The sequence below is a fragment of the Flavobacterium sp. GNP010 genome (assembly GCF_056428945.1).
The window spans coordinates 1-12,343 of record NZ_JBWJVK010000015.1 but is presented as its reverse complement, the minus strand read 5'-3'; the positions used below and the strand labels follow the sequence as shown (position 1 = coordinate 12,343).

Here is a 12,343-nt window from a genome sequence, read left to right as displayed (position 1 = left end):
TAAGTGTAGTTACAGTTATTTTTTAGGAGCTTTATCCTGCTATTCGTTGCAATCTTTTATTCGCCGCGGCGAATAAAAGGATTTTCACTACTATCAGGGCTAGGTATTGTGCAATCGAGAACTTCTTGGTGAATATAAATTTATTAAAAATTAACTTCATTCGATACCTTATACCGCTCTTCATTATTTTTGGTTCGCAAAATGATTTCACCAAGGAATCCAGCTAGAAATAATTGTGTTCCCAAAACCATTGTGGTCAAGGCAATGAAAAACCAAGGATTATTCGTAACCAAGCTGTAGCGCATATCATTATACATGTGGTATAATTTTGAAATACCTATATAACCAGCAAGCATAAATCCTATAATGAACATCAAGGATCCCATGGCACCAAAAAGGTGCATCGGTCTTTTTCCAAAACGAGAAAGGAACCAAATGGTAATTAAATCCAGAAAACCGTTTACAAAACGTTCCATTCCAAATTTAGTTTCACCATATTTTCGGGCTTGATGTTGCACTACTTTTTCACCAATTTTTCCAAAACCAGCATTCTTAGCCAATACAGGAATGTAACGGTGCATTTCACCCGAAACTTCAATGTTTTTTACAACAATGTTTTTGTAGGCTTTCAAGCCACAATTGAAATCATTCAATTCCACACCAGATGTTTTTCGTGCCGCCCAATTGAATAATTTAGAAGGCAGATTTTTAGCAACAACAGAATCGTAACGTTTCTTTTTCCAACCCGAAACCAAATCGTACTTACCGTTAACAATCATATCATACAAGCCAGGAATTTCCTCAGGACTATCTTGCAAATCAGCATCCATAGTAATAATGACATCACCTTTAGCTTTAGCAAAACCAGCATGCAAGGCCTGCGATTTTCCAAAATTTTTCATGAAACGAACGCCCTTAACGTTAGGGTTTTGTTGAGCAAATCCATCGATAATAGTCCATGAATTATCGGTACTACCATCATCTAGAAAAATGATTTCGTAACTGTAATTATGAGATTGCATCACTTGTATGATCCAATTATAGAGTTCATTAAGTGATTCCTCTTCGTTAAGAAGCGGTATGAGGATAGATAGATTCATTAATTTTTATTCTTGTGTAGATTTACTTTTAAAGAATGCTGCCAAAATTAAACCAAAAAGCGAACTAAAAAGGATTGTAAAAACGGAGCCTTTTAATAATTGAATAGGTGAGTAAGGATCATTTTCCTTCATTTTTGCTATAGCTTCATTTATGGAAGAAGCAGGTGCTCCTAACTTTTGCATCATGTTCATTGTATACTTAATGATTAATTCATTCACGGTTTCTTTTGCCGAAGGATCAATGACATTGAAGAGTAAAATATTGAACAAAGCTGAAATTAATATTCCTATTAATATTGCAATGAAATAAGTAGTAAACGCATTTTTAAAAGAAAAAACACCGTTTAACTCTTTTTTTGTCTTAACAAGTAAGACTATACCTAAAATTAAATAAGTCAAAATGCTAAGTGCACCAATCCACCAAGAAGTAAACAAATTAAGATCAACAGCGTATATTGTTGCTGTGATTAATGCAGAAACTATTCCTATTGTAACTCCAAAAGTTATTCCGTTTTTTTTGACAATTTCGTTGATCATTTTAGGTGGTTTTAAAATTAATCGACAAATATAGCAATTCCCAATATATTCGTAGCTAAAAATCGCTTTTTACGATTATATAAAAAAAGTGAAACAAAGATTTGTTTATTGAAAAAATAGTGTAAATTTGCACACTCAAAATAAAAGTGTAAAACAAAAAGTTATATGTGATTTATACCTTTTCTGTTACAAGAAAAGCTTCAAAGTCCCTTATAATTAACAAATAAAAAAGATTAACAAGATGAAAAAAGGAATTCACCCAGAAAATTACAGATTAGTTGCATTTAAAGACATGTCAAACGACGAAGTTTTTATCACTAAATCTACTGCAGATACAAGAGAAACATTAACAGTTGATGGTGTTGAATACCCAGTTGTAAAAATGGAGATCTCTAGAACGTCTCACCCTTTTTACACAGGTAAATCTAAACTTATTGATACTGCAGGACGTATTGACAAGTTCAAAACTAAATACGCTAAACACGCTAAATAATTTTAACTTGTTTTCAAGATACAGAAAGCCTCGCAATTTGCGGGGTTTTTTTATGCGCAAACAATTATTTTTTGCTTTGTTCTAATGTGCTTTGGTGCTATTGATTTTAGTTTTGCAACAACCTTAATACTCTTAATGCCTTAATGGTTCAAAAAAAGTATAGCACTTAATATTTTAAACTTCCGTGTTTTCCCAAGAGAGTCTTTTATTTTTATTGCTATTCAAATCTTTGTAACTTTGAACCTTTATAAAATTTGAAACACTATACAATGAATTATATACTTTTTGACGGACCTGCGAGAAACGCTTTATTGCCTTTTACTTTCACACGCCCTGTTGCTGATATTCTTATCGGCATTATGACCATTCGTCAAAAATGGGAAATGCGTCTGGGTTCTACCACAACTACGTTAACAGAAGAATATTTGTCAGAGAAATTTCCAATGGTTGAACTAGAGGTCAACGTGATGATCAATGCCTCTTTTTTGCCTAACGATGTTTTGGCCGAAATGGTAAGTAATTTAGAACCCAATCAAGCTATTTTTAAAGGAGAGGAAGTCATTGCTTTTTATACCAATGACGAGCAAGAAGAAGTAGATTTTGACACCTACGAAATTATAGAGTACAACAAAGATTGCTTGACAGTACAACATACTTGGGATATTTTCTCCAATAATGACGCAGCTATTCGGGAGGATTTTGAATTCTTGACTGAAGATAGAAGATCACAACCTATTCCTAAAAGCGTGAATGTTATTGCACCTGAAAATATATTTATTGAAGAAGGCGCCAAGTTAGAATTCGTTACCTTGAATGCATCAACGGGTCCGATATACATTGGTAAGGATGCTGAAATTATGGAAGGCTCTGTGATTAGAGGACCTTTTGCCTTGTGTGATCATGCACAAGTGAAATTGGCTTCAAAAGTTTATGGAGCAACAACAGTTGGGCCACATTCAAGAATAGGTGGCGAAGTAAATAATTCTGTTCTATTTGGCTATTCTAATAAGGGACATGATGGATTTTTAGGAAATTCTGTTCTGGGCGAATGGTGTAATATAGGAGCCGATAGTAACAATTCGAATCTGAAAAACAATTACGAAGAGGTAAAATTGTGGAGTTACGAAACCGAAGGTTTTGCCAAAACTGGACTTCAGTTTTGTGGCTTGATGATGGGAGATCACAGCAAGTGCGGTATCAATACCATGTTCAACACAGGAACAGTAGTAGGCGTGAGCGCTAATATTTTTGGTAGTGGATTTCCGCGTAATTTTGTGCCGAGTTTTTCCTGGGGAGGAGCTTCGGGTTTTACGACTTACATCACTAAAAAAGCTTTTGAAACCGCTCGATTGGTAATGGCTCGCAGAAATGTTGACTTTGACGAAAGAGAAGCAGCGATTTTAGAACACGTTTTTGAGGAAACAAAGAAGTGGAGAAAAGAATAAATGCTTCATTTTTAAAATATAAAAAGTCATTAATCAACCGCCAATTCGCTAATTTTAAATTCGTGAATTAGCGGTTTTTAGTTTTTGGCTTAAAAAATTAATAATTGCTCAATTCCTTATTTAAGCTATCTTTGCACTTTCAAAAAAAATCTTGCTAAGAGTCTAGTAGTCTAAGCAGTCTAAAAATCTAAAAATCTAAAAATCTGAATGATTACAGTTAACGATATTTCCGTACAATTTGGTGGAACAACGCTTTTTAGTGACGTTTCTTTTGCCATAAATGAAAATGATAAAATTGCCCTTATGGGTAAAAATGGAGCAGGAAAATCGACTCTTCTTAAGATAATTGCAGGACAAAGCAAGCCCTCAACCGGTACTATTTCGGCGCCAAAAGATGCTATTGTAGCTTATTTGCCTCAGCATTTATTGGCTACTGATGGCGCAACGGTTATGGAAGAAACCTCAAAAGCGTTTGGTGAAATCTTTGGTATGAAAGCCGAAATAGACGAAATCAATGAGCAATTAACGATTCGTACCGATTATGAAAGTGATGCCTACATGAAATTGATCGAACGCGTTTCGGACCTTAGTGAGAAATTTTATGCGATTGAAGAAGTAAATTACGAAGCCGAAGTAGAGAAAATTCTACTTGGTCTAGGATTTGTTAGGGAAGACTTTAACCGTCAAACTACAGAATTTTCGGGAGGTTGGAGAATGCGAATTGAACTCGCTAAAATCCTATTACAAAAACCAGATTTAATTTTGCTAGATGAGCCTACCAACCACATGGATATCGAAAGTATTCAATGGTTAGAGGATTTTTTGATTAATTCAGCTAAAGCTGTCGTAGTTATTTCACACGATAGAGCTTTTGTAGATAATATTACTAATCGGACTATTGAAGTAACGATGGGACGTATTTATGACTATAAAGCTAAATATTCTCATTATTTAGAATTAAGAAAAGACAGAAGGGTACACCAGCAAAAAGCGTATGACGAGCAACAACGCATGATTGCGGATAACCGGACTTTTATTGACCGTTTTAAAGGCACATTTTCAAAAACCGATGCCGTACAATCCCGTGTAAAAATGCTGGAGAAACTAGTTATAGTGCAGGTTGACGAAGTAGATACATCAGCATTGAAATTAAAATTTCCACCAGCAGCACGTTCTGGACAATATCCAGTAATCGTGAAAGATTTGTCAAAATCATACGGAGATCATGTCGTTTTCAAAGATGCCAATATCGTTATTGAAAGAGGAGAAAAAGTAGCTTTCGTGGGGAAAAATGGTGAAGGAAAATCTACGATGATCAAAGCCATTATGAAAGAAATTGAAATTAATGGTGGAAGTTTAGAAGTTGGGCACAATGCACAAATTGGTTATTTTGCGCAAAACCAAGCTTCGTTATTAGATGAAAACGCTACTATTTTTGAAACCATAGACGATATTGCTGTTGGTGATGTGCGAACAAAAATCAAAGATATTTTAGGGGCTTTTATGTTTCAAGGCGACGATGTTACCAAGAAGGTAAAAGTACTTTCTGGTGGAGAGAAAACCCGTTTGGCAATGATAAAATTATTGCTCGAGCCAGTTAATGTATTGATTCTAGATGAGCCATCGAATCACCTTGATATGAAAACCAAAGACATTATCAAAGATGCTTTACGTGATTTTGATGGAACTTTAATTTTAGTTTCTCACGATAGGGATTTCCTTGACGGATTGGCGACTAAAGTTTTTGAATTTGGAAACAAACGAGTTGTAGAGCATTTTGAAGACATCACTGGTTTCTTGGCTCACAAGAAAATGGAAAGCATGCGAGAGATTGAAAAGTAATTCTAGTAAATTTGTAATAAATAAAAACGGCTGTGTTTTCAATGACACAGCCGTTTTCTATAGGCGGATTCCAGGTGGAAGTAATTCTTTGTAAACCGGGTTTTTCTTAAAAAAGACTACTATTTTGGGCAAAATAGGTACTACTTTTAATTTTCGTTCTATTGCAATTTCCATTATGTTTTTTAAAAAATCAGTAAGGAATTCCTCGTCTTCGTAGCCATCTGGAGCGTGTATTTTGGTGAGGAATATTTTCTTTTCTTGAAAGGAGTATTCTACCGTAACTAATCCTTGTGCGGTTGTGGTTTCAAATTGTCTTGAAAAAGCATTGTCTTTAATTTCCATGGGAATTGTATTGCTACTACTGCATTGGTACTTCGACCAAAAGTATTTTTGATTGGGAATTGATGCTAATGTTAAAGGCATCAAAATTGGTTATTCCCATGGCATCTCTTGCCTTTAAAATTTGATTATTGACCGTTATTTCACCTTCGATTAAAAATAAATAAACACCGTTATTAGGAATTTGAACCTGATATGTTGTGTTGCTATTGGCGTCAAATATTCCTATGTGAAAAAAAGTTTTTTGGTAGACCCAAAGCGCGTTACCATCATTTTGATCCTTTGGTGAAACAACGTTGACAAAGGTATTGATTTGATTTTCAATATCAAATGATTTCTGGTCGTATCTGGGCGCAACTTCCTCAGTGTCAGGGAAAACCCATAATTGCAGTGTTTTTGCATGGTCAGTAGAACTAGCATTCATTTCAGAATGTTCTACACCGCTTCCTGCACTCATGACTTGCACTTCGCCAAAACGAATGACACCTTCATTTCCCATACTGTCTTTGTGCATCAAACCGCCTTCAAGTGGTATGGTAATAATCTCCATATTGGCATGACCGTGGGTTCCAAAACCAGCTCCGGATGCAATGGTATCATCATTTAAAACACGCAATTTTCCGAATTGTACACGCTCTGGATTAAAATAATTGCCAAAAGAAAAGGAAAAATTGGCTTTAAGCCAACCGAAATCAGCTGTGCCTCTGGTATTGGCTTTGAATAGTTGTGTAGTCATAAAGTAGTGCTAATATAAAGTTGATAATACGCGAAGTTCAGATAAAAAAATTAATTTTATACCATACAAAATTCACCATAAAAAAGCGTAAAGTTGTTATAAAATCGTTAAAACAGTTATGAGTAAAATTCCCGTTTATTTTATGCCAGGATTGGCAGCCAGCGCTTTGATTTTTGAACGAATTGCACTTCCAAAAGATACATTTGAAATCTATTTATTAGAATGGGAAATTCCGTTAGATAATGAATCCTTGACTCATTATGCTAAGCGAATTTCTGAGAAAATTAAACATGAAAATCCAGTCTTAATTGGCGTTTCGTTTGGAGGTATTCTGGTTCAAGAAATGTCAAAACATCTTAATGCTAGCAAAGTACTTATTATTTCGAGTGTCAAAAGTAATCTAGAATTCCCTCTAAGATTGAAACTTGCCAAAACAACTAAAGCTTATAAACTTATTCCGATGAGTTTGATTTTGAATATAGAGTCTTTGGCTAAATTTTCTTTTGGCGAAAAAGTAAACCAACGCCTTAAGTTATATGAAAAGTTTTTGTCTGTTCGGGATATTAGATATCTCAATTGGGCTGTAGAGCAAGTTGTTTTATGGGATAGAACGGTAATTGATGAAAGTGTAATTCACATTCACGGCGATATGGATGATGTTTTTCCGATTAAAAATATTAAGGATTGTATCGTAGTCAAGGGAGGCACTCATATTATGATTTTAAATAAATACAAATGGTTAAACGAGAATTTACCGCGTATAATCAATACGGGCAGTGTTTAGTATGGGTTGTTTAGTGAGAAGATACTATTTGTGCAACTATTTTTCAGTTCATCACTAATAGAATTGCAAGTGCTTGTTCATTGTTGGCGTATTGGTTGTCGCATTTTGCTAAAAAAGGGAGTGTTGTAGAATAGCTTTTTTTTGATAACTGCACTATAGACAGTAACAGGATCAGGATTAAGGCTTGTCAATTAAACTTAATTTGGTATTTTTGGGTCTAATAATTCCTTCAAAAAGAGTGTAGCTAAAAGCAAATGCCGCATCCTTAGAAATTTTAATTTTATTTTGATTTTTAATTCGGTTGATATTGACTACTTTTTTATTTTCGTCTATTAAATATGCGGCAGGTAATCCTACTGTGTGTTTTAAAATGGCCACGATTTTAAAGTCATTTCTGTAGGCCTCATTCGCGTAGCAAATTTTAATTTTAGAGTTGAACTGATTTACCGTTTTCTTCAAATTCTCCCGCTTATCCCAAAATACAACAACAATTTGTAAATCATTAGCGTATTTGTTGGCAAGTTCATTCAATGCTGGAGCATCTCCTTTATTGCGTACGCACCAACTGGCGTAGGTGACTAATAAAATTGTTTTTTTTATTTTGTTTAAGACGACTTTTTTAGATTTATATCCTTTTATAGTAAAATCATCAAACCGAGTGCCGTTAAGTTTGTATTGAACTAGTGAATCAAATAATCGCTTTCCTTCTTCAAAGTCCTTATTCTCAAAGGCTGAAGTACTTGCTAGGCGATAAGGTTTAATATTTAGTTTTACAGCATCAGAAAAGTAGACAATGCTGTCTTGCGCATAAATGCTGGTAGTACACAAGAAAAATAGTATTATATGTAATTTTATCTGCATAATTTTTACTATATGGCATAAATTTATCTTTATTTATCAACCAATATCAATAAAATCGTTAAACAGTAAAAAAAAACGATGAAAAGCATATTTCATAAAAAAACCACCTACAATTGTAAGTGGTTTAAAATTAATTTGTTAAACAGGTGTTAAATTTTCTTCATTTGCTCTTTCATCATCACAATTTGTTCTTTCAACATATTCTGTTTGTCTAACTTTTTAGCTTCATTCAGTAAGGTGGTAGCCTCTAGTTTTCGTCGGCGTGTCATTGCTACACCTGCGAGGTTTAATTTGGCTACAGCCAAATCCATATCCATAGATAATCCTAGTTCAATTGCTTTTTTGAAGTATTTCTCTGCTTGGTTGATGTTGGTTTGTGAAAGCATGATGCCGTGCAGGTAATTAAAGTATCCTTGTTGTTTTTGAACCAAAGCGGTTTCTGGATTTTTGATGTAAGCCAACCATTTTTTAGCACCTTCGAAATCTTGTTTTCTTAGTTTTAGAAATGCAAGTAAAATGAATTCATTTTTAAAGTATAGAAAAATGGGTATAGCACTCAATACTATTAGGAAAATTCCATTACCAATATTACTTTCTGTAAATTGCCAAATGCCAGTAGCGATAATAAGTCCGGCGATAATAAGTTTAATATTTCTGTGAAACATAGCAGGTTTATTTTAAGATCACAAATATAGTAAAATGAATTGAAAATAATTTTACAAAAGGGCTTGTGAGAAAAAAAAGTCTTTGTATATTTGCACTCGGTTTTAGAATAACTGTTATTCAAAATTAAGAAGACATATAAATAAGATTTTAAAGATAAAAAGCAATGAGCAAAAGAACGTTTCAACCATCGAAAAGAAAAAGAAGAAATAAGCACGGATTTATGGACAGAATGGCTTCTGCAAATGGAAGAAAAGTTCTTGCGCGTAGAAGAGCAAAAGGAAGACATAAATTGACTGTTTCTTGTGAACCAAGACACAAAAAATAATGTTTGTATAAACATAAATAAGGCGTTACTTTTTTTAGTATCGCCTTTTTTTATACCTAGTCGGTAAATAAAGACACCAGATTTAAAGTTAAAAGAACTGATTGCAGTAACTTTAATCTTTTCAAAAAAAACAACTACACAACACACTACAAAATGCCAAAAGACAATTCCATAAAATCCGTTTTGATAATAGGCTCAGGACCTATAGTAATTGGTCAAGCCTGTGAATTTGATTATGCAGGATCACAATCTGCTCGTTCTATTCGTGAAGAGGGAATAGAGGTGATCTTAATCAACTCGAACCCAGCTACTATTATGACTGATCCGTCTATGGCAGATCACATCTACTTGAAACCGTTGACAACCAAATCAATCATTGAAATCTTAAAAGCCCATCCCCAAATTGATGCGGTTTTACCAACAATGGGCGGACAAACGGCTTTGAACTTGTGTCTTGAAGCTGACGAAAAAGGAATTTGGGCTGATTTTGGTATAAAAATGATTGGTGTTGATGTTAACGCCATTAACATTACCGAAGACAGAGAACAGTTTAAGCAATTGCTAAAAAAAATAAATGTTCCATCGGCACCTGCTGAAATTTGTACGTCCTACCTTCGAGGGAAAGAGATTGCACAGGAATTTGGTTTCCCGTTAGTGATTCGTCCTTCGTTTACATTAGGAGGAACGGGAGCGGCGATTGTGTATAAAAAAGAAGATTTCGATGAGCTTTTGACTCGCGGTCTTGAGGCGTCGCCCATTCATGAGGTTCTGATTGACAAAGCTTTGATGGGCTGGAAAGAATACGAATTGGAATTATTGAGGGATAAGAATGATAACGTCGTGATTATTTGTTCGATCGAAAATATGGACCCAATGGGGATTCACACTGGAGATTCGATTACGGTTGCGCCGGCAATGACTTTATCGGATACCACATTCCAAAGAATGCGTGATTATGCTATCTTGATGATGCGAAGCATAGGGAATTTTGCTGGAGGATGTAACGTGCAGTTTGCCGTTTCGCCAGATGAAAAAGAAGATATTGTAGCCATTGAGATCAATCCTCGTGTATCGCGTTCCTCAGCATTAGCATCAAAAGCAACGGGTTATCCTATTGCGAAAATTGCGTCTAAACTGGCTTTGGGATACAATTTGGATGAATTGCAAAACCAAATTACCAAATCAACTTCGGCTTTATTCGAACCGACATTGGATTATGTAATTGTAAAAATACCACGTTGGAACTTTGATAAATTTGAAGGAGCTGACCGAACATTAGGACTTCAAATGAAATCTGTAGGCGAAGTAATGGGAATTGGACGTTCGTTCCAAGAAGCGTTGCACAAAGCGACTCAATCACTTGAAATAAAAAGAAATGGGTTAGGAGCTGACGGAAAAGGCTACACCAATTATGAACAAATTATAGAGAAACTAACCTACGCAAGTTGGGACCGTGTTTTTGTGATTTATGATGCTATCGCATTGGGAATTCCATTGAGCCGCATTCATGAAATTACAAAAATAGATATGTGGTTCTTGAAGCAATATGAAGAGCTTTATACATTAGAAAAAGAAATTTCTAATTTTAAAGTTGAAACTTTGCCAAGAGAATTGTTACTAGAAGCGAAACAAAAAGGTTTTGCAGACAGACAAATCGCGCACATGATGGGTTGTTTAGAAAGCCAAGTGCATACGTTGCGAACTACAATGAACATTAATCGTGTATTCAAACTGGTTGATACTTGCGCAGCAGAGTTCAAAGCAAAAACACCGTATTACTACTCGACATTTGAAGCCGAAATACAAAAAGCAGATGGAACGCGTTACGTTGACAACGAAAGTATCGTTACAGATAAAAAGAAAATAATTGTACTTGGCTCAGGGCCAAATAGAATTGGACAAGGAATAGAATTTGATTATTCCTGTGTGCATGGTGTACTTGCCGCCAAAGAATGTGGTTACGAGACCATCATGATCAACTGTAATCCAGAAACGGTTTCGACCGATTTTGATACTGCTGATAAATTGTATTTTGAACCAGTTTTCTGGGAGCATATTTATGATATTATTCAGCATGAAAAACCAGAAGGCGTTATCGTACAATTGGGAGGGCAAACTGCTTTGAAACTAGCAGAGAAATTATCAAAATACGGAATCAAAATCATAGGCACTAGTTTTGATGCATTGGATTTGGCCGAAGATAGAGGTCGTTTTTCGGAACTTTTAACGGAGTTAAACATTCCATTTCCACAATTTGGAATTGCAGAAACAGCTGATGAAGCTGCTGCTCTTGCAGATACCTTAGACTTTCCATTATTGATTCGTCCTTCGTATGTGTTGGGTGGTCAGGGAATGAAAATTGTAATCAACAAACAAGAACTGGAAGAGCATGTAATCAATTTATTGAAAACGATTCCGGGAAATAAATTGCTTTTAGACCATTATTTAGATGGCGCGATTGAAGCCGAAGCCGATGCTATTTGCGACGGAGAAAATGTGTACATCATAGGAATTATGGAGCACATCGAGCCTTGTGGTGTGCACTCTGGAGATAGTAACGCGACTCTACCACCTTTTAACTTAGGAGAATTTGTGATGCAGCAGATAAAAGACCATACTAAGAAAATAGCTTTGGCATTGCGAACAGTAGGTTTAATCAACATCCAGTTTGCGATAAAAGATGATATTGTTTACATAATTGAGGCCAATCCTAGAGCGTCTCGTACGGTTCCATTTATTGCAAAAGCGTACGGCGAACCGTATGTGAACTATGCGACTAAAGTAATGTTAGGCCACAGTAAAGTAACCGACTTTGATTTTAATCCGCAATTGAAAGGATTTGCCATCAAGCAACCAGTATTTTCGTTCAGTAAGTTCCACAATGTGAATAAAGCATTAGGACCAGAGATGAAATCAACAGGAGAAAGTATCCTCTTTATTGACGATCTTAAAGATGATCAGTTCTACGAATTGTACTCCAGAAGAAAAATGTATTTGAGTAAATAAATGCTTGAATTTAGTATATGAAAAAAGCCCCAAACGGGGCTTTTTTTGTGGGGTAGTGTCGTGTGTTAGCGGCTTATTGTTGTGGGGTCAAAGTCGGAGACATTTGGTCCCGCGAATTCTATATTTTGTCAATAGGTTTATATGTCAAATAAAAAATTGTTGAATTTCAGTTGTTTGTGTTTTTAAAGTCATCAATTATCAAATAACCA

The 12,343-nt window shown here is 35.1% G+C and carries 12 protein-coding genes; 6 read left to right on the top strand and 6 right to left on the bottom strand.

Annotated features, from left to right (window positions below; genetic code table 11):
* Positions 1-143: 143 nt before the first annotated feature.
* Together AC061C_RS08060 and AC061C_RS08055 are read right to left on the bottom strand one after the other, a co-directional pair.
* Positions 144-1,100, bottom strand: coding sequence for a glycosyltransferase family 2 protein (locus tag AC061C_RS08060; protein WP_417971115.1), 957 nt, complete (start codon positions 1,098-1,100; stop codon positions 144-146).
* 6 nt (positions 1,101-1,106) lie between these two features.
* Entirely contained in the window at positions 1,107-1,637 is a 531-nt protein-coding gene (locus tag AC061C_RS08055) for a DUF4199 domain-containing protein (RefSeq protein WP_478290737.1), read from the bottom strand.
* A 241-nt stretch (positions 1,638-1,878) separates the two neighbouring features.
* On the opposite strand from AC061C_RS08055, the gene AC061C_RS08050 reads away from it, so the two are divergent.
* The 3 genes from AC061C_RS08050 (at position 1,879) to AC061C_RS08040 (ending at position 5,417) form a co-directional block, all read left to right on the top strand.
* Positions 1,879-2,130, top strand: a complete 252-nt coding sequence (locus AC061C_RS08050; protein WP_066077760.1) for a type B 50S ribosomal protein L31 — start codon at positions 1,879-1,881, stop codon at positions 2,128-2,130.
* Between the two features lie 269 nt (positions 2,131-2,399).
* A complete protein-coding gene (locus AC061C_RS08045; RefSeq protein WP_478290736.1) occupies positions 2,400-3,575 on the top strand; it encodes a GlmU family protein in 1,176 nt (391 codons plus the stop codon).
* Between the two features lie 207 nt (positions 3,576-3,782).
* Positions 3,783-5,417 (top strand): ABC-F family ATP-binding cassette domain-containing protein, encoded by a 1,635-nt coding sequence (locus AC061C_RS08040; RefSeq protein ID WP_478290735.1) that lies wholly within the window; start codon positions 3,783-3,785, stop codon positions 5,415-5,417.
* Positions 5,418-5,474: 57 nt separating this feature from the next.
* On the opposite strand, the gene AC061C_RS08035 is transcribed toward AC061C_RS08040, so the two are convergent.
* Together AC061C_RS08035 and AC061C_RS08030 are read right to left on the bottom strand one after the other, a co-directional pair.
* A complete protein-coding gene (locus tag AC061C_RS08035; RefSeq protein WP_309758510.1) occupies positions 5,475-5,759 on the bottom strand; it encodes a GNAT family N-acetyltransferase in 285 nt (94 codons plus the stop codon).
* 16 nt (positions 5,760-5,775) lie between these two features.
* Complete coding sequence (locus tag AC061C_RS08030) at positions 5,776-6,492, bottom strand: pirin family protein (RefSeq protein ID WP_478290734.1); 717 nt, start codon at positions 6,490-6,492, stop codon at positions 5,776-5,778.
* Positions 6,493-6,610: 118 nt separating this feature from the next.
* On the opposite strand from AC061C_RS08030, the gene AC061C_RS08025 reads away from it, so the two are divergent.
* Positions 6,611-7,276, top strand: coding sequence for an alpha/beta hydrolase (locus AC061C_RS08025; RefSeq protein ID WP_478290733.1), 666 nt, complete (start codon positions 6,611-6,613; stop codon positions 7,274-7,276).
* 177 nt (positions 7,277-7,453) lie between these two features.
* On the opposite strand, the gene AC061C_RS08020 is transcribed toward AC061C_RS08025, so the two are convergent.
* Both AC061C_RS08020 and AC061C_RS08015 read right to left on the bottom strand, forming a co-directional pair.
* A complete protein-coding gene (locus tag AC061C_RS08020) occupies positions 7,454-8,137 on the bottom strand; it encodes a TlpA family protein disulfide reductase (RefSeq protein ID WP_478290732.1) in 684 nt (227 codons plus the stop codon).
* 149 nt (positions 8,138-8,286) lie between these two features.
* Positions 8,287-8,802, bottom strand: coding sequence for a DUF2892 domain-containing protein (locus AC061C_RS08015; protein ID WP_417944136.1), 516 nt, complete (start codon positions 8,800-8,802; stop codon positions 8,287-8,289).
* Positions 8,803-8,966: 164 nt separating this feature from the next.
* Here AC061C_RS08015 and rpmH point away from each other — a divergent pair, with 164 nt between their 5' ends.
* On the top strand, positions 8,967-9,128 hold the full coding sequence (gene rpmH, locus AC061C_RS08010; RefSeq protein ID WP_007136275.1) for a 50S ribosomal protein L34: 162 nt from the start codon (positions 8,967-8,969) through the stop codon (positions 9,126-9,128).
* 153 nt (positions 9,129-9,281) lie between these two features.
* Positions 9,282-12,134, top strand: coding sequence for a carbamoyl-phosphate synthase large subunit (gene carB / locus AC061C_RS08005; RefSeq protein WP_478290731.1), 2,853 nt, complete (start codon positions 9,282-9,284; stop codon positions 12,132-12,134).
* Positions 12,135-12,343: the final 209 nt, after the last annotated feature.

What these genes read in the sequence shown, in the direction of transcription:
- AC061C_RS08030 (WP_478290734.1), bottom strand. Translation starts at nt 6,492, where the DNA reads ATGACTACACAACTATTCAAAGCCAATACCAGAGGCACAGCTGATTTC.
- AC061C_RS08035 (WP_309758510.1), bottom strand. Translation starts at nt 5,759, where the DNA reads ATGGAAATTAAAGACAATGCTTTTTCAAGACAATTTGAAACCACAACC.
- AC061C_RS08045 (WP_478290736.1), top strand. Translation starts at nt 2,400, where the DNA reads ATGAATTATATACTTTTTGACGGACCTGCGAGAAACGCTTTATTGCCT.
- AC061C_RS08055 (WP_478290737.1), bottom strand. Translation starts at nt 1,637, where the DNA reads ATGATCAACGAAATTGTCAAAAAAAACGGAATAACTTTTGGAGTTACA.
- AC061C_RS08040 (WP_478290735.1), top strand. Translation starts at nt 3,783, where the DNA reads ATGATTACAGTTAACGATATTTCCGTACAATTTGGTGGAACAACGCTT.
- AC061C_RS08025 (WP_478290733.1), top strand. Translation starts at nt 6,611, where the DNA reads ATGAGTAAAATTCCCGTTTATTTTATGCCAGGATTGGCAGCCAGCGCT.
- AC061C_RS08020 (WP_478290732.1), bottom strand. Translation starts at nt 8,137, where the DNA reads ATGCAGATAAAATTACATATAATACTATTTTTCTTGTGTACTACCAGC.
- carB (WP_478290731.1), top strand. Translation starts at nt 9,282, where the DNA reads ATGCCAAAAGACAATTCCATAAAATCCGTTTTGATAATAGGCTCAGGA.
- AC061C_RS08050 (WP_066077760.1), top strand. Translation starts at nt 1,879, where the DNA reads ATGAAAAAAGGAATTCACCCAGAAAATTACAGATTAGTTGCATTTAAA.
- AC061C_RS08015 (WP_417944136.1), bottom strand. Translation starts at nt 8,802, where the DNA reads ATGTTTCACAGAAATATTAAACTTATTATCGCCGGACTTATTATCGCT.
- AC061C_RS08060 (WP_417971115.1), bottom strand. Translation starts at nt 1,100, where the DNA reads ATGAATCTATCTATCCTCATACCGCTTCTTAACGAAGAGGAATCACTT.
- rpmH (WP_007136275.1), top strand. Translation starts at nt 8,967, where the DNA reads ATGAGCAAAAGAACGTTTCAACCATCGAAAAGAAAAAGAAGAAATAAG.